At 42.6% G+C, this 18242-nt stretch carries 18 protein-coding genes; 17 read left to right on the top strand and 1 reads right to left on the bottom strand.

What is annotated here, in order from left to right:
* The first annotated feature begins 32 nt into the window (after positions 1-32).
* The 17 genes from AOU00_RS05215 to AOU00_RS05130 all read left to right on the top strand — a co-directional run bounded on the left by AOU00_RS05215 (position 33) and on the right by AOU00_RS05130 (position 16402).
* Positions 33-485, top strand: coding sequence for a GAF domain-containing protein (locus AOU00_RS05215; RefSeq protein ID WP_029515512.1), 453 nt, complete (start codon positions 33-35; stop codon positions 483-485).
* Positions 486-1550: a PAS domain-containing sensor histidine kinase gene (locus tag AOU00_RS05210; RefSeq protein WP_039274412.1), complete on the top strand. Its 1065-nt coding sequence runs from the start codon at positions 486-488 to the stop codon at positions 1548-1550.
* Between the two features lie 7 nt (positions 1551-1557).
* Positions 1558-2205, top strand: a complete 648-nt coding sequence (locus tag AOU00_RS05205) for a response regulator transcription factor (RefSeq protein WP_023989699.1) — start codon at positions 1558-1560, stop codon at positions 2203-2205.
* Between the two features lie 22 nt (positions 2206-2227).
* On the top strand, positions 2228-2758 hold the full coding sequence (locus AOU00_RS05200) for a hemerythrin domain-containing protein (RefSeq protein ID WP_172828330.1): 531 nt from the start codon (positions 2228-2230) through the stop codon (positions 2756-2758).
* 165 nt (positions 2759-2923) lie between these two features.
* Positions 2924-4078 (top strand): nitrate/nitrite transporter, encoded by a 1155-nt coding sequence (locus AOU00_RS05195; RefSeq protein ID WP_013311332.1) that lies wholly within the window; start codon positions 2924-2926, stop codon positions 4076-4078.
* Entirely contained in the window at positions 4071-5090 is a 1020-nt protein-coding gene (locus tag AOU00_RS05190; protein WP_069290095.1) for a ThiF family adenylyltransferase, read from the top strand. Before AOU00_RS05195 ends, AOU00_RS05190 begins: the two co-directional genes overlap by 8 nt.
* A gap of 85 nt (positions 5091-5175) precedes the next feature.
* Complete coding sequence (locus AOU00_RS05185; protein WP_039274531.1) at positions 5176-5619, top strand: molybdenum cofactor biosynthesis protein MoaE; 444 nt, start codon at positions 5176-5178, stop codon at positions 5617-5619.
* Complete coding sequence (locus AOU00_RS05180) at positions 5612-5845, top strand: MoaD/ThiS family protein (RefSeq protein ID WP_069290094.1); 234 nt, start codon at positions 5612-5614, stop codon at positions 5843-5845. The genes AOU00_RS05185 and AOU00_RS05180 overlap by 8 nt, the downstream gene beginning before the upstream one ends.
* A gap of 43 nt (positions 5846-5888) precedes the next feature.
* Positions 5889-6905: a GTP 3',8-cyclase MoaA gene (moaA, locus tag AOU00_RS05175; protein WP_069290093.1), complete on the top strand. Its 1017-nt coding sequence runs from the start codon at positions 5889-5891 to the stop codon at positions 6903-6905.
* A 586-nt stretch (positions 6906-7491) separates the two neighbouring features.
* Positions 7492-8325 (top strand): BglG family transcription antiterminator LicT, encoded by an 834-nt coding sequence (gene licT, locus AOU00_RS05165; RefSeq protein ID WP_069290091.1) that lies wholly within the window; start codon positions 7492-7494, stop codon positions 8323-8325.
* 106 nt (positions 8326-8431) lie between these two features.
* On the top strand, positions 8432-10345 hold the full coding sequence (locus AOU00_RS05160; protein ID WP_069290090.1) for a beta-glucoside-specific PTS transporter subunit IIABC: 1914 nt from the start codon (positions 8432-8434) through the stop codon (positions 10343-10345).
* A gap of 31 nt (positions 10346-10376) precedes the next feature.
* Entirely contained in the window at positions 10377-11834 is a 1458-nt protein-coding gene (locus AOU00_RS05155) for a glycoside hydrolase family 1 protein (RefSeq protein ID WP_069290089.1), read from the top strand.
* A 266-nt stretch (positions 11835-12100) separates the two neighbouring features.
* Positions 12101-12937, top strand: coding sequence for a methyl-accepting chemotaxis protein (locus AOU00_RS05150; protein WP_061829636.1), 837 nt, complete (start codon positions 12101-12103; stop codon positions 12935-12937).
* 112 nt (positions 12938-13049) lie between these two features.
* Positions 13050-13400: a hypothetical protein gene (locus AOU00_RS05145; RefSeq protein WP_061829637.1), complete on the top strand. Its 351-nt coding sequence runs from the start codon at positions 13050-13052 to the stop codon at positions 13398-13400.
* An 86-nt stretch (positions 13401-13486) separates the two neighbouring features.
* Positions 13487-14293, top strand: a complete 807-nt coding sequence (locus AOU00_RS05140; protein ID WP_061829638.1) for an alpha/beta fold hydrolase — start codon at positions 13487-13489, stop codon at positions 14291-14293.
* Positions 14294-14317: 24 nt separating this feature from the next.
* On the top strand, positions 14318-15292 hold the full coding sequence (locus AOU00_RS05135) for a sensor domain-containing diguanylate cyclase (protein WP_069290088.1): 975 nt from the start codon (positions 14318-14320) through the stop codon (positions 15290-15292).
* A gap of 147 nt (positions 15293-15439) precedes the next feature.
* The gene (locus AOU00_RS05130; RefSeq protein ID WP_069290087.1) at positions 15440-16402 is read left to right on the top strand and encodes a helix-turn-helix domain-containing protein; all 963 of its coding nucleotides are present in this window, start codon (positions 15440-15442) and stop codon (positions 16400-16402) included.
* 88 nt (positions 16403-16490) lie between these two features.
* Here the strand turns inward: AOU00_RS05130 and AOU00_RS05125 are convergent, their stop codons facing one another.
* Positions 16491-18068, bottom strand: coding sequence for an S-layer homology domain-containing protein (locus tag AOU00_RS05125; RefSeq protein ID WP_061829641.1), 1578 nt, complete (start codon positions 18066-18068; stop codon positions 16491-16493).
* Positions 18069-18242 lie beyond the last annotated feature (174 nt).

Genomic DNA, 18242 nt, shown 5'->3' with positions numbered 1-18242 from the left:
GCCTTCTTTCCTAATTCTATTAGGAGAGAGCGATGAATAATAGGATGGATTATCAAAGGGAGCTTGAGCGAATACGCGAACATTTCGGTTATGATTTCATGGCGCTTGCTCTGGTTGAACCGGCCGAATATCAATACGTAATTAAATGGAAAAATGCAGCCGGTAATTTAAATGATCGCTTTAAGCGAATTGTACTGCAATCCGGAAAGGGCATAGCAGGAGTCGTGTTCAAAACTGGGAAATCCGTTTTCATTCCATCTGTTCATCAATATGTGGGGGCAGACAACCTGTTTAACTACCCGATCGTTCAATCCGAGAAGCTCAAGAGTCTCGGGGCTGTTCCCCTATGGAATGATGCTCGCGTCGCGGGCGTACTGCTTGGTGGATTTCGGGAAGAACTGCTGATGACCGCAGCCATGATGCGTGATTTGGAAGCTTTGGCGCATAGGGGATTTGGAGAGTTGAACGGGAAGGAAGTGATGTAATTGACATTATCTGTAGGGACTGGCTCTTTGAATGCGCTAATGGTGAAGTTGTTTGAGAACAGTACAGAAGCCATTTTCTTTTTTGATGGGCAAGGGAACACCCTAGCTATGAACCCGGCAGCGGAGGAGATTGTGAGCGATGACGTCCTCATTCAACTCTATGAAGGGAAGGAAAAAGCTTTGTGTGGAACATGCAGGGGCTATACAAGCGAAACGGAGCCCCGTACCTGCCTTGATTGTTATTTCAATATGCCAGAATCCAAGGATTTCGCTTCTTTTCAGGTTTATCTGGAAACAAAGAGCAACGGAATGATCCCCTATGCCGCTTCTTTTCACACCATTGATTCTGAACATGGAACAAGGGTGTTGATGTTGAGGGACTTGACTCCGCAATTTCAGACGCAGGAAAAATTGTATCAAAACAAAATGATGAAGCATGTCATTGAAGCGCAGGAAAATGAGCGTAAACGGCTTTCCAGGGAACTGCACGACAGCGTCGCCCAGGAATTGATGAGTGCGGTTGTTGAGCTGCGGGTGTTAAAATACATGACGAATGATGAACAGCTTATCAAAAACATGAAGCAGACTGAAGCATCCATGACGCGATTGCTGGATGATATCCGCAACCTGTCTGTGGAACTACGCCCCGCCACACTTGATGATTTTGGGCTTGAAGCAGCATTTCGTTCCCACTTTAAGAGGGTTGAACAAAGCTTTGGTCTTGTCGTTGAATTTGTGTCGGATCTTCCCCAAAAGCGATATGGAAGTGAAAAGGAAACGGTCATTTACCGTGTCTGCCAGGAGGCTGTTCTCAATGCCTTGAAGTATGCCCAGGTAGATATGGTTAAAGTTTCTTTGTCTGAGCACGATCATACGCTTCGTTTGACTGTAGAGGACGATGGGGTTGGCTTTGAAAAGGGGAGCAATCCTATTGGAACGGGACTTGGTTTATATGGCATGCAGGAGAGAGCAGAACTGGTAGGTGGAAGTTTTGGCGTTCTTTCAAATGTTGGTCAAGGAACCAAAGTATTTTTAAAAATTCCGATTGGACATGAGGAGGAGTAAAGACGTGATCAAAATTGTGTTAGCGGATGACCATGCAATTGTACGGAGCGGATTTTCCATGATTTTGAACTTCCAATCGGATATGGAGGTTGTTGGAACGGCTGCAGACGGCATTGAAGCGTATACAATGGTAGCTAAATATCGTCCAGATATTCTGATCATGGACCTCAGCATGCCCCCAGGCGAGAGTGGATTGATCGCCACAGGCAAGATTAAAGAAGACCACCCTGATACTAAAATTCTGATTCTGACCATGCATGATGATGAAGAATATCTTTTTCATATTTTAAAGAATGGTGCTTCAGGGTATGTTTTGAAAAATGCTCCAGATGAGGAGCTATTGCTTGCTATACGAACCATTCATGGGGGTGGGACTTATATCCATCCTAAAATGGCTACTTCTCTCGTTCGTGAGTTCATCAAAAAAGATACGACGTCACAATCAGAAGATCCTTATGAGATCCTGTCCAAGCGGGAACTGGAGATTCTGCCTCTGGTCGCAAAAGGTTACGGTAACAAGGAAGTTGCGGAAAAGCTGTTCATCTCTGTCAAGACGGTGGAAGCGAACAAAGCGAAGATCATGGAAAAATTGAATTTAAGAAGCCGGCCTGAACTGGTCCAATATGCATTAAAGAAAAAAATGCTGGATTTTTAGCCGATGAATGGAGGAAATCCGCGTGCTGGAAAATGAGAAACTGCGCTTTTCCAAACCTGCCATGCGTATTCTTGAAAATGAGCATCGATATCTAACCTATCTGATGGATGAATGGCATGCCATTGTATTGTGGTTTGAGCAGCACAGAATACTAGATTTGGAAGAAGGCCGCAAGCAACTGGAAAAACTGAGAATGCAGATTATCGACTTTAGGGTACCCCTCAAGAAACATACCGAAAAGGAAGAAGAACACTTCTTTTCTATGCTAGGAACCTACATTGGTTTTGAGCAGGGGCCGCTCGTCGGTATACAGGAGGAGCACCGTGAAATAGAGGGCTATATCGATCATTTTCTTCATCAGACGGAGGGCGATTTGAGTTTGCTCACGCTTGATGACATTCAAGAGGCAGCCAAGAACGCGGGAGAGGCCTTTGAAGTGCTGACTGTACATTTTATAAAAGAAGAAACCGTACTTTTTCCTATGGCAGAGCAACAGATCAATCGGAATGATCTGACCAAGTTATGTGACAAATTAAATACGCTTATCTCTTGAATTGACCAAGCCGCTTCTTATAGAAGCGGCTTTTTATATTTTCAGGGAGTCCCCTGTCAGGTAAAGGGGAGTCCCCTATATTCGAACAGATCAACTAGCGGCTACAATGGGGACATAAATTCAAATCAATAATTCGACAGAAAAAACGTTGAAAAGGTGAGTTAAATGATTAGAAAAATGCAGTTGCCGCTACAAACATTGAACTTGATTCTTGGATTCATGGTATGGGTTATCATTTCTTCTCTTATGCCGTTCATTACGGAGGATATTGCTATTCCACCCGGGAAATTGGCCATGGTTACGGCGATTCCGGTCGTGCTTGGATCGATTCTGCGCATTCCGCTTGGTTATTATGCCAACATCGTTGGAGCAAGAATCGTTTTTCTCGTTAGCTTTATTTTGCTTTTGTTTCCCGTCTACTACATTAGTGAAGCTTCTACGATGACGGATTTAATTATCGGTGGCTTGTTCCTTGGGATTGGAGGAGCTGTGTTCTCGGTTGGGGTGACTTCGCTACCGAAGTATTATCCAAAGGAAAAACATGGGTTTGTAAATGGAATGTATGGTATAGGGAATTTGGGAACAGCCGTCACTACCTTCTCGGCCCCTATTGTGGCTACACAAATTGGCTGGGCCCTTACAGTGAAGCTGTATCTCATTCTGCTGCTTGTTTTTATCGTTTTGAATTTCTTCTTAGGGGATCGTCATGAAGCTAAAGTAAAGACGCCTATTATGGAACAGATCAAAGGGGTTTACAAAAATGAAAAGCTTTGGTTTTTCTCGCTCTTTTATTTTATTACTTTTGGCTCATTTGTAGCGTTCACGGTGTACTTGCCGAATTTCCTGGTATCGAATTTTGAGCTGGCTAAAGTGGATGCAGGGATGCGTACAGCAGGCTTTATTGCGATTGCCACATTCTTCCGTCCCATCGGTGGCTGGCTGGCGGATCGGTTTCAGCCCCTGTTCCTGCTGGTAGGCACGTTCACAGTTTATACGGTCGCTGCGATTCTTTTGGCTTTTTCACCAGGGATTACCCTGTATACAGTAGGCTGCTTGGCGATCGCTGTAAGTGCTGGAGTGGGGAACGGTGTCATTTTCAAGCTAGTTCCATTTTATTTTAATAAACAAGCAGGTATAGTTAACGGAATTGTATCCATGATGGGCGGTCTCGGTGGCTTTTTCCCTCCGATCCTGTTATCGACGATTCATGCCGCTACTGGCCAATATTCCATTGGATTCATGCTCCTCTCCCAAGTGGCGCTGGCTAGCCTGATCCTCGTCATATGGCTGTATTATCAAGGGACACAATCTAATGAATGAACGTTATTCCAGACAGATCTTATTTAGACCCATTGGTGGCGAAGGGCAGCGTAATCTATCCGCTGCTGTCGTCACCATTATCGGTTGCGGGGCACTGGGTTCCGCCATTGCCGAAACATTGGTAAGAGCGGGCGTTGGAGAGCTGCATCTTGTTGACCGGGATTATGTAGAGGTGTCGAATCTGCAACGTCAGCAGTTGTTTACGGAGCAGGACGCTGCGGAAATGCAGCCCAAGGTCATGGCAGCCGAAAAAAGGCTGAAAGCCATACGAGAAGACGTGCGCTTGCACACATATCTCGATAACTTGGATGCCGAGCTTGTTCAAGAACTTGCCAGCAAAAGTATATTGCTAATGGATGCTACGGACAATTTCGAAACTCGTCTACTTATCAACGATGCTGCACTGAAGACAGGAATTCCATGGATTTACGGAGCCTGTGTTGGAAGCACAGGCGTTGTTTTTCCATTCGTGCCGGGAGAGTCTGCTTGTTTACGCTGCCTTCTGCCATCATTGCCTGCGATCAATCAGACCTGCGATACGGCTGGAATCATCTCACCCGCAGTCCAGGTGACAGCTGCCCTCCAATGTGCAGAAGCCATGAAGTGGCTGAGCGGCAGGCGTGATAAGATGCGCCGCAAGGTTCATCTTTTTGATCTATGGGAGAATACGCAGATGGACATAGGGATTTCCCGCATCCGTAACCAAGATTGTCCAACCTGTGGAGAGCATCCTACGTTTCCTGCACTGACAGCATCACGTCGCTCGGCGTATGCGGCTCTGTGCGGACGGAACGTGGTACAGGTTCTTCCAGACCCACAACGTCCGATCACGCTCGATGATGCAGAGAAAATGGGCAGGCTTATAGCAGATCGTGTAAAAAGAACCCCTTATTTCGTTGAATTTTATGCTTTTAAGCATCGAATGATTTTATTCAAAAACGGAAGGCTTCTCATACACGGTGTACGGAGTGTTGCCAACGGTCAAAAACTATATCATCAGCTGTTCGGTTAAATGAGATGTAGATACAAAAAGCAGAAACATTTAAAAGAGTCTGTCACCGGAGAGTGGCTTGTCCGGTGGCTGGAAGGTGGAAAAGATGAGTGTATTTGAAATCGTAACGGAGCCCATTATCCCGCAGGCTTATGCGGATTATGTCCTAAGGCCGGAAGCAGGAGCGGTGACTATTTTTACAGGGCACGTACGAGAATGGACTCAAGGCGTACGGACCTTATACCTTGCTTATGAGGCCTATGTCCCCATGGCCCAAAAAAAACTCACAGAGATTGGTCGCGAAATCGAACAGAAATGGGAAGGGACGCGAGTGGCAATCGCGCACCGCATTGGCGAGCTTCAAATCGGTGATATCGCCGTTGTCATTGCCGTTTCTTCACCTCACCGTTCGGATGCGTATGAGGCAAATGAATACGCGATCGAACGAATTAAAGAAATAGTTCCTATTTGGAAACGAGAGATTTGGGAAGATGGAACGCAGTGGGTCGGAGGTCAAAAGAAAAAGCCGGGGGAGATCAGTCATGATTAAGCTGTACTACTTTGCGGGACTCCGTGAGGTGACGGGAAAAACAGAAGAATTGGCAGATTTGGCGGGCCAAACGGTAGGCGATTTATCCAATTGGATAACAGATCAATATCCAGATATGCCAATCCAGTCTGTACGAATTGCGATAAACGAAGAGTATGCGTTGTCTACGGATGTATTACAGGATGGAGACATTGCAGCCTTCATTCCCCCAGTCAGCGGCGGCTAATGATAACGATAACGATGCTAAACAACTAGAAAGGAGGGGGCGTATGAATTTTCATCCACTGAAAGACAAGTTGCAGCGGCCCATTCGTGACCTGCGTATATCGGTTACAGACCGCTGCAATTTCCGCTGTTCCTATTGCATGCCTAAAGAAATTTTCGGTGACGATTACGCCTTTCTTCCCCAAAATGAATGTCTGTCGTTTGAAGAGATTCACCGGCTGACGAAGCTCTTTGTATCCCTGGGCGTAAAAAAGATCCGACTCACGGGCGGTGAACCATTAATGCGCAGGAATCTATCCGACCTGGTCTCCCAAATCCTGTCCATTGACGGAGTGGAAGATGTCGGCTTGACCACCAACGGTGTGCTGCTAGGACAGCAGGCTAAGCCTCTCTATGACGCGGGGCTACGACGGCTTAATGTCAGTCTGGACGCTCTCGACCCCGAGCTATTTGGGCGGTTGAATGGCCGGGGGATTAAGCCTGATGTTATTTTGAAGCAGATCGAATATGCAAGAGAAATCGGCTTTGAAATCAAGATCAATATGGTAGTTCAAAAAGGCGTTAATGACTCGGAGATTTTGCCGATGGCTACTTATTTTAAGGAGCAGGGAATAACCCTTCGCTTTATCGAGTTTATGGATGTAGGGAATGACAACGGATGGAGCTTCAAAAAGGTACTAACCAAAAAAGAAATCGTTGAACGACTTAAGAGTGCGTACGAGCTGGAGCCGATGGATCGGGATTACTTTGGAGAAGTGGCAAAGCGTTATCGTTATAAAGACAGCAACGCACAGATTGGTTTTATTACTTCAGTTTCTGAATCGTTTTGTTCGTCTTGTACACGTGCCCGCTTATCGTGCGATGGCAAGTTTTATACATGTTTGTTTGCTTCAGGCGGATTTGATTTACGCCAGATGCTTCGCAACGGGGCGAATGACCAGGAATTGCTCGATGTGATTACTTCAGTATGGGAACAACGCACAGATCGGTATTCCGATGAACGTACGGAGCAGACAGCCAACAACAAAAAAAAGATTAACATGTCCTACATTGGTGGATGACATTTTATACCATAATAATGTGCTGTATTTGATGTGGTTGCTCCGGAAAAGAAAGCGCAAACATTTTTGTTGGCAAAACTTAAATTCGATGTTATTATGATTTTGGGATTGTTACTGAAAAGGCAAAACCCGAGGCATGGAATTCAATTTCCATGTGTTGGGTTTTGCCTTTTCTTTTTAGAATACAAGCTTTACGATATCCTGCATGATATGAATATCTGCCCAGCCATAACGCAGAAAGGTGAGTGATATAAAGCCTTACAAGTGCTGAACAACAAAGATGATGACGTCGACCAACGAATCGACATCCGAAAAATGATGTCATGGGACGTGGTTAACCGACTATATCCATTTTCAGAACGGAATATCAGATCGGTTTGGGAGCACTAAAGATCAATGATGGAAAACGTAAGGCTTTTGTCTCTTATTATGAATGCGTTTTCATAAAGTGAAGTTGTAAATCAATACATTTGAATTTGATTTACGACGAAGATTTGATCGGCTATTACCGTCTTGTGACCTATCTGAAATTTCGCCCAGCATCTAAATCCTTTTTTAAATTTGATGGGATAAGGGGGGCAGTTAGATGATCATAACGAAGATATTTAATAACAACGCCATAATAGCCAAAGATCAAAAAAGAGATGAATTTGTTGTTATGGGTCGTGGTATTGCATTCAAAAAGAGTGCAGGCGAACAAGTAGAAGAGCATCTAATTGAAAAGGTCTTTGTGCTTAAACATAAAGATGCTTCAGAGAAATTCAAGTTATTGTTAGAGGATGTTCCATCAGAATATGTTTCGTTATGCTATGACATCATTGAATATGGAAAAAGCATATTAGAAGCACAATTGAGCGATTATATATATGTTTCGCTTACAGATCACATGAACAATGCATTTAAAATGTTTGATGAAGGGTTTAAAAATGCAAATCCGTTAATTTGGGAGATTAAAAAATTTTATCCCAAAGAATTTGCGGTTGGCTTAAAAGCACTGGAGTTTATTGAAGAAGAAACAGACAAACGATTGTCAGAAGATGAAGCAGGTAATATTGCTCTTCATTTAATCAACGCTCAAGTAAACAGCTCCTACAACAAGGTAGCAGACGTTGCTCAGCAAACTCAAAAAATACACGACATCTTGAATATTATTAAATACTCTTATAATACCACCATAGATGAACACTCGATCAGTTATGAGCGATTTATTACACATTTAAGATTCTTCTTTCAGCGATTAAATAAAAAAGAAAAAGTAGAACTGGAAGACGATTTTTTGTGGAGGCAAGTGAAAGCAAAGTACAAAAAGGCCTATGGGTGCATGCTGAAGATTGAGAAATACTTGGATACGGTATTGTCAGATGAGGAGAAGCTGTATATAACGATTCATATTCAGCGTGTGACCCAAAGACAAAATTGAATAACCCTTGGATTGTTACTGGTAATGCAGGCGAAACCAACCTAGATCGAATTTGATCTATTTGGTTTCGCCTTTTTTTATAAATACAAATAAAGGGGAAGTTACAATGAAGTATGAGACATTAGCAAAAGACATCATCAGAAATGTCGGCGGCAAAGAAAATGTGAATAGTCTAACTCATTGTATTACACGCTTGCGCTTCAAACTAAAAGATGAAAGTAAAGCCAATACAGAGGTTTTGAAAAATATGGATGGTGTTGTCACTGTGGTAAAGAGTGGCGGGCAATACCAGGTTGTTATAGGTAACCATGTACCTGAGGTTTATGCTGAAGTTACTGCTGTAGGCGGTTTTCAGACAGGAGATTCAGAAGAAGCCTCAGGTGAAAAAGCGAGTTTGTTCAATAGATTCATTGATACTATTTCAGGTGTATTTACACCCACGTTGGGTGTCTTAAGTGCCACGGGTATGATTAAGGGCTTCACTGCCCTATTTGTAGCTTTGGGCTGGCTGACCACTACATCGGGTACCTATCAAATTCTCAATGCTTTAGGTGATTGTTTGTTTTACTTCTTTCCTATTTTCCTGGGGTATACGTCAGCTAAAAAGTTCAATGCCAACATTTTTATAGGTATGGCTATAGGTGCATCACTTGTATATCCGACATTTAGCACGATAACAGCTTCGGGCAAACCACTATACACTCTATTTAGCGGGACTATATTTGAGTCACCGGTATATATCACTTTCTTAGGTATTCCGGTCATTCTGATGAGTTATGCGTCAACCGTTCTTCCGATTATCATATCCACCTATGTAGGCTCAAAAATAGAAAACTTCTTTAAAAAGGTAATCCCTAGCGTAGTGAGAACATTTTTGGTTCCGTTTTTCACATTGTTAGTTATTGTACCCTTAGCATTGATTGTAATTGGACCTCTCTCGACTTGGGCAGGTCAACTGCTTGGGGCAGCAACCCTTTTTGTGTATAACTTAAGTCCAATTATTGAAGGCATAATCATGGGCGCTTTCTGGCAAGTGTTTGTTATTTTTGGATTACACTGGGGACTTGTTCCTATCGCTATGAACAACTTAGCAGTGCTTAAATTCGATCCCATTCTTGCGGCTACGCTGGGAGCTTCCTTTGCTCAGACAGGCGTCGTACTGGCGATTTTGTTTAAAACCAAAAATGTAAAACTGAGATCACTTTCCATTCCAGCTGTCATCTCCGGGATTTTTGGTGTGACAGAACCAGCGATTTACGGGATTACATTACCACGTAAGAAACCATTTATTTTAAGCTGTATCGCATCTGCAGTAGGCGGCGGTATTATAGGAATGATGGGAACTAAAGGCTACATCATTGGTGGATTGGGTATTTTCGCTATCCCGAGCTATATCAGTCCGGCAGGAATAGACAATGGATTTTATGGGGCTGTTATCGGTATCCTGGTAAGCTTTGTATTAGGTTTCTTGCTTATGTTCTTTGGCGGATTTAAAGATGATGAAGTGAAAGAAGCAAAAAAGGAAGACAGCACACCAGGTGCAGCCAAAGGAGAAGTTTTAGTAAAACAAGAGACGGTGATGAGTCCATTAAAAGGTGAAGTGAAGTCTTTATCTGAAGTAACAGATGAAGCCTTTTCGACAGGTGCTCTGGGTAAAGGGATTGCCATTGAACCTTCTGAAGGTAAGGTCGTTTCACCTGTAGATGGTGTATTAACATCATTATTTTCGTCAGGTCATGCGATTGGAATTACAAGTGACCACGGTGTTGAGGTCCTCATCCATGTAGGCAAAGATACGGTCAAATTAAAAGGCAAACATTTTTATCCTAAAGTGAAACAGGGAGATGCTGTTAAAAAAGGCCAGCTGCTTATGGAGTTTGATATGGAAGCTATAAAAGAGGCTGGTTATGTTTTGACCACACCTGTTATCGTTGCCAATACTACGAATTACCTGGATGTCATTGAAACAGAGAAGAAGGCGATTGAGTATCAAGAGGATTTATTGACCGTCGTAGTCTGATCTTAATTAAATGTTGAGGAGGAATTAAACAATGAAAAATACAACTAAATTGGAATTTCCCCAAGGATTTTTATGGGGAGGTGCAACGGCTGCCAACCAATTTGAAGGTGGATATAATGAAGAAGGTAAAGGCTTAAGCACTGCTGATGTGATTACGGCTGGAACGCATACGACTTCCCGAAGAATTACACCTATACTGGAAGAAGGGGTGAACTATCCGAGTCACGAAGCTATTGATTTTTTCCACCGCTATCAAGAGGATATCCGCTTATTTGCGGAAATGGGATTCAAGGTCTTTAGAATGTCCATTGCGTGGTCAAGAATATTTCCTAACGGAGATGATGCAGAGCCGAATGAGCAAGGCTTGCAGTTCTATGATCGTGTATTCGCAGAATTGAAAAAGTATAATATTGAGCCTTTGGTTACGATCTCACATTATGAAGCACCGTTTCATTTGACCCAAAAATATAATGGTTGGTCAGATCGCAGAGTCGTAGATTTTTATGTGAGATATTGTGAAGTGCTTTTTAATAGATACAAAGATGTCGTAAAATACTGGTTAACTTTTAATGAAATCAATATTTTAACCTTGTCATTTGGCGCGTTCATGGCTGGAGCTATGATGCCGGAGGGGAATGGAGAGCTTGCCCATGCTACAGTGAAGGATGAGCAGGTTCTGTATCAGGCGTTGCATCATCAATTTATTGCCAGTGCAAAGGCTGTAAAGCTGGGTCATGAAATCAACAAGGACTTTAAAATCGGTTGTATGATTGCTTATATGTGTTCCTACCCACTTACATGTCATCCTGATGATATTCTACTGGCTCAACAAAAGGATAACTTAAGCAATTTCCTATGCTCAGATGTTCAAGTAAGAGGAGCTTATCCGGGATTTGCCAAACGCTATTTTAGAGATCATAACATTCAGATCAAAATGCAAGAAGAGGATGAGGACATCTTAAAAGAAGGCTGCGTAGATTTCTATACCTTCAGCTATTATTCCTCTACTTGTGTCAGTGCCGATCCTAACCAAGAGAAGGTGGGAGGGAATTTATCTATGGGCTTAAAGAATCCTCATTTGAAAGCAAGTGCCTGGGATTGGCAGATCGATCCACAGGGATTGAGATGGTCCCTCAATCACATTTATAACCGATATGAAATCCCGTTAATGGTTGTTGAAAATGGCCTTGGCGCCGTAGATACAGTGGAGGAAGACGGCTCCATTCACGATGATTATCGAATTGATTATCTGAAGCAACACATTGAGCAAATGAAAGAAGCGATTGCTGATGGAGTAGACCTAATAGGGTATACGCCTTGGGGATGTATTGATCTGGTAAGCGCGGGAACCGGTGAAATGAAAAAGCGTTATGGGTTTATATACGTTGATAAGGATAATGAAGGCAAAGGGACACTTGCCAGATCCAGAAAGAAGAGCTTTTATTGGTATAAGAATGTGATCGAAACCAATGGAGAGCAGCTGGATTAAATCTTAGTACCTGTTTCATAAAAGTCATACCGTCAGCGCGTGCCTATTCAGTAGGCATGCGCTGTTTGAATTTACATTTTGACATGAAAGCAATACCTTGAATGGATATGTATCCCGGCCGTAAAAATGGATTTCCTTCAGGAAACTACGGAGATTGTTTATAGGTTAGGGACTCAACATCTTTTAAATTCACTAAACACGTGGGATGAAAATGTCGAAATAGAGGATAGGACTTATATCAAAATATAAGGAAGTGGATACATATTATGAATCAAGTAGAAGCTGTTTTGACCGCCATGCCATTTATCAAAGAAGCTGCACGACAAGATGTTTTAATTTCCGTAATGGATCGGGAAAAATTTCTATTCTTTCAGTCGGGTAAAAGTTTAGTCTACGACTTCAAGGCAGGCGAAGCTCTTCCTGATGTACACAAGAACTTCAAAATGCTAGTAGGCGGAGAAAAGACCAGAGTGCGTTATGATGCCGAAGTTTTCGGGTTTGCTGCCGATGCTTACTTTCATCCGATTAAGAATGAACAGAATGAGATCGAGGCAGTAATGTGCATCACCTATAGTATGGATGATCAAGATCAATTGAAGAAGTTGATGAGTCAAGCAGAGGATGTTACAAGCAAGCTAGTTGAAGGGATTCAGCATGTGGCGGCTCATTCGGAGGAGCTTAGTGCGACGGCCGAGGACATTTTAAGCAATACGAAAAAGGCGGTTGAGGACTCTGGTAATGTGACTGAGGTGGCAGGCTACATCAAGGATATTTCAGAGCAGACAAACTTGCTTGGATTAAATGCAGCCATTGAAGCTGCTCGGGTGGGTGAGGCAGGAGCAGGGTTTGGAGTTGTCGCTGCTGAAATCCGCAAGATGTCTACGGGCACCAAGGAAGCAACTGGACGAATCGAGCAATCCTTGCAAGCTGTCAGACAATCCGTTTATAACATGGAACAAGAGATTACGCAGATTACTGTATCTTCCCAAGAGCAGGCCAAGCTTGTGTCGGAGTTTATGAATATTATCGATCAATTAAATGAAACCAACCAAGGTTTGAGAGGTTTAATAGAGAAAATCACAAATGATGTTGATGTAAAATAAAGAATGAAAAAGAAGTCTCGGTCTGTGAATTGTGCTTCCGTCATGGAAATGTAGATCACTGGACGAGACTTTTTTATGTTTATTTAATGAATAACTTGGAGTGGATACATATATGAATTTGAATGGGTTGAATGAACAGAGTTACACAGAACTAGAGGATTATTGGGTGCGTGTATTTCTTAATGTAGTACAAGATCAGGATAAGGAGAACTGGGTGATTCCTTATTACAACACCTCCTTTTCTAATGGTCAGAAAATCATGGATATGAACCCCATTTTTTCGGCTAAGTCAGAAATAAGTCATAAATCCATCAGAATCATTCATGAAACGGTTAATGAAGAGGATGACGTTCACCAATGGTTAGATACGAATGGGAAAAACGAATTGGTTATTATTTGTTCCTTATCACAGCAACATGTGCAAAGAGTAAAGGGGATCATTGAACGCTGGATTTATGAATGAGAGTCATTATCCATAATCGAAACTTTTCCGATATAATAGGGAAGAGAAGCTATAGAACAGATACTACCTCAGAGAGGTGATTCACAATGACCGTTGATATTCTCCGACGTAATAATGTAAAAGTAATAGGCACAGGCAGCCAGACGATTGTGTTTGCTCACGGCTTTGGATGCGACCAGGATATGTGGCGTTATATCGTCCCTAGCTTTATCGACAACTACCAAATCGTCTTGTTTGATTACGTAGGTTCCGGAGATTCTCAAATAAAGTATTATGACTCGAAAAAATACAGTGACTTGCAAGGGTATGCCCAAGATGTGCTGGATATTATGGAAGCGTTAGACTTAAGAAATACCATATTTGTCGGACACTCCGTTAGCAGTATGATCGGAATGCTCGCCTCCATCCGCAGCCCTCAATATTTTGAACGCATTGTCATGCTCGGTCCTTCTCCACGCTATGTGAATGACCTGCCTTCTTATTATGGAGGCTTCGATAAGAGTGATATTGATGAATTACTGGATATGATGCAAATGAACTTTATTGGCTGGGCTAGTTACCTGGCACCCATTGTTATGCAGAATCCTGAACGACAGGAATTAACCGAAGAATTGGAAAAGGCATTTTGCTCAAGAGATCCTCATATTGCACGGCAATTCGCAGAGGTTACATTTTTTTCGGATTGCCGTGTCGATCTTCAGCATGCTTCGGTTCCTACACTTATTCTCCAGTGCTCAGACGATAGTATTGCTCCGATTGAGGTAGGGGATTATTTACATAGTCATCTTAAAAACAGCATGCTTCAACAGATGAGGGCAAAGGGGCATTATCCTCATTTAAGTCAACCAGGAGAAACGAGCGATTTAATCAAAGAATATTTAGCCAGTGTGTAATATCGTATGAAAGGCAGTCATGCAATGGATATTCAATTAGATAAAGCTCCCTGTGGATACTTTTCAATTTCGGACACTGGGATCATTCAATCGGTAAATCAAACTTTGTTGGACATGCTTCTGTATGAACGTGATCAATTGCTCGGACGACCGATTGAAATGACAATGTCTGTTACCAACAAGCTATTTTTTCATACTTATTTTTATCCCTACATCCAGTTGTACGGGCGTGTCGATGAGATGTACTTTTCGTTTCGCACAAGTGATCGACAGGATGTGCCTGTACTACTAAACGGAGTTCGCCAGGAGCGAAATGGAGAATTTGTTATTGACTGTGTAGTGCTTGTGATGCGTAAGCGTATTGAACACGAGAAAGATATACTACAGACCAAAACCAAGCTTCAGGAATTATATCAAGCTACGAATGAAGCGAACCAGAAGCTTGAACGGTTGCACGCAGAATATGAAATCAAACAGCAGGAACTGGTACGGATCAATCTCCAGCTAGAAACGATGGCGTCAACTGACCCGTTAACCGGTCTTAGAAATCGAAGATATTTTCAAGATCAGTTACTGGCTAGCCTAGCCTCCTTTCAAGAGACTGGAATACCTTTTTCGCTGCTGCTCATTGATATTGATCATTTCAAAAGCATTAACGACACTTACGGTCATCCGGTGGGCGACCTGGTGCTCACTAATCTGGCAGAAATACTCCAATCCATGTCACGGGACAGGGACATTGTCGCTCGATATGGGGGCGAGGAGTTCGTAATTATTCTTCCAGACAACGATCAAGAAGAAGCCATTCGTACAGCAGAAAGATACCGCTCCACGACAGCCTCGATGGATTGGGGAGAATATGCCATTACTGTGAGTATTGGTGTGGCAACGGTTACGCAAGAGGATACGGAACAAACGATTGTTCATCAAGCGGATTTGGCACTGTATGCTTCCAAGAGTGGCGGGAGAAACCGGGTCACGCATTCAGCAGTCTCGTAAAGAAATAGATAGAGGCTTCTTAAACTGAATGAAGAGTTGAGCTTACTCCAATAGGTCTGGTCAAACCATTCAAATTCGGCTACTATTATTGATAACGATTCTCATTTGGGGCATCGGAATGAATGAAAACATTTGAGGTGGACGCTTGTGAATTCAAACTCGTTATCATTAATATATCAGCATTATTTGGAAAAAACTCCGTTTAGACAACAGAATGAGCATACGTATATGATGTTACCGGAAGCGGGTCATGGGCATATTTACCGAGTTACAACTTACAGCGGAATTGAAATTGTATATTCGCACATTCAATATCACGAGCCGTATCCGACCAATTTTTCTTCCAGAGGACAAATGATTGAACTTCAATTTGCGCTTTCCGGTCAACGTCATGTGAATGTGGCTGGTCTGGATTATACACTCCCGATGGGGCAGGGTGCTCTTATTTTTTTACAGGATTTCAAAGCATGTTTCCATCCTCCGGTTAACGAACAATACCAATCATTTGCACTTGGCATTCCGATTTCGTTGTTTAATTATGCGGCTTCACAGTTAGCGGCTCGTCGGCAGGTAGCTATTGAATTTAATCAAATTCTTAAGGGAGCTGCATTCCATCACTTTAGTTTTGAACTGGATCACAGAAGTATAGTGATGATTGAACATTTGATCAAAGACTTGAAAAGTGTGCATAAATCGCCTTTGTTAATGGAAGCAGCAGCACTTGAGATTTTAAATCGATTTATGATTCAATTATTTGATTTAACACCTATGCCCGAAGGTTTGTCTAAAGAAGATGTCAGAAAGCTGCATATGGCTCGGGAGATCCTTGAATCCAGCATGATTGATCCACCTTCGCTGATCACATTATCCCAAAAGGTTGGATTAAACGATTTTAAATTAAAAAAAGGATTCAAAGCCTGCTTTGGAACTACTGTATTTGAATATTTGCGCCAAATTCGTCTCGATTATGCGATGAAGCTGCTCCGAAGCCAAGAAAGCAATGTGACTGAAGCTGCGATGGCTGTAGGATATAGCAATGTGAGTGCATTTTCAGAGCAATTTTTCCGGGAATACGGAGTGAAGCCATCCTCCTTAAAGAAGGTATTTTAAAATTTATTTTTTGACCTTTTTTTAAAAATATCAGGTAAATAAAAAGCTGGAACCCTGTATAGAAAGGATTCCAGCTTTTATTTGGTGCTTAATTCACGATAGTTTCAGTACCCTCTGAATTGATGGTTGAAGTATGGGTACGAGACGCTTCCTCAATATTTTTAAATGCCCAGTAATCTGCGGGTACATCCTTCCATGTAGCCTGGGTCGTACCTTCCAGGGGTCCTCGTTTTAAGATAGTGTTCAAAATTGTAACGGTTTCCACTCGTGTTATATATTGATTGGGTTGGAAGCTACTGTCGTTAAAACCAGTAATCCATCCTGCCTCAGCTAGCGCTTTAATTGAATCTCTTGCCCAATGCTTTTCGATATCGGTATAAGGAGATGCTGCGGTTTGCGTTCCTTTAAGCTGCTTCCAGGATGCGAGTATTGCTGCCATTTCTGCACGGGTAATGGGTTGCTCTGGCCGAAATGTTCCATCTGCATATCCATTCATGAAGTGTTGTGTCGTGAGTGCTATAATCGAATCCTTCGCCCAATACGTGTTAGGTACATCTTTGTATGCCAATGAGCTTTCTTTTGTTTCCAACTTCATAATTCTAGCCATCATCGCGGCAGTTTCAGCTCGTGTAATTGACTGGTCCGGCCGGAATGTGCCATCCTGATAACCGGTTATATATTTTTCATGCACAACCTCTGATTGCTCTACTGGCATGATTTCCGGAGTCGGCAAATCTGTCGGTAAAACCGATGGTGATGAAGGTGTGGTTGTTTCGCTAGAAGAAATAGACTCACTACTATCTGTACTATCCTTCTTATCTTTTTTACTGCTACTGCTGCCGTTACCAGTAGTAGCACCAGTTCCGCCAGTATTCCCAGTGTCTGCATCTCCATTTACAACCTGTATATACGCTTCAGAGGTACTCGGGGCAAATCGAACATCTCCACTGTAAATAGCAGTGATCGAGTGACTTCCCACACTTAAGTCGCTTGTAGTGTAGTACCCATTGGCATAGCCATTCGAAATGCCCACTGGCTCCATCGTAAGCGTATCTAATACATCCGTGCCGTCCATAAGGATGACCGTTCCGGTTAAGTCGCCCGAAGTCTGTGGGTTTGAAGTTGTCCTCACGCTAAATCTTACTTCTTGACCTTGCTTAGACGGATTCAGCGAACTCAATACTGTAGTTGCTGTAGGTCTCAGTGAAGTTGTAGGCGCAGGTGCATTTACGACCTGAATGTATGGCTCAGATGTACTGGGGACAAATCGAGCATCCCCACTATATATAGCAGTAATCGGGTGACTTCCCACGCTTAAATTGCTTGTGGTATAGGTCGCAGTGGCATATCCATTCGCAATGCCATTTGGCGTCATCGTAAGCGTATCTAATATATTCGTACCATCCATAAGAACCACGGTGCCAGTTAAATCCTTCGTAATTTGTGGGGTTGAGATGGTTTTGATGCTAAACGTTACGGATTGACCTTGTTTAGAAGGATTTGTCCAACTCGTTACCGTGGTTTCAGTAGCATACACAGCATCTGTTACACTAGGTACTGGTGAGGAGGTCGCATACACAGCACTCCCAGAAAAACTCCATGTCCAGGTCCCAAATAAGACGATAACAGCAAGATAAGATAAACAAAAAGACTTGATTTTACTCATAAACTTCCTCCATAAATTTCTGGCACGATGAACAGACTAAGGATCCTCCATGATGACTAACCTGCTAATATGATTTCTTACACTACTGGATTACTATACTAAATGTTTCTGAACCAATTCTGAACAAAATCGACAAAACCATGCCCAATTAACAGATCACGATTTGCGAGCCCT

The organism is Paenibacillus polymyxa (assembly GCF_001719045.1).
In the GTDB taxonomy this organism is placed as follows: Bacteria; Bacillota; Bacilli; order Paenibacillales; family Paenibacillaceae; genus Paenibacillus; species Paenibacillus polymyxa_B.
Note: the sequence above shows the minus strand (reverse complement) of the source record. Positions and strands in the feature narration are given on the sequence as shown.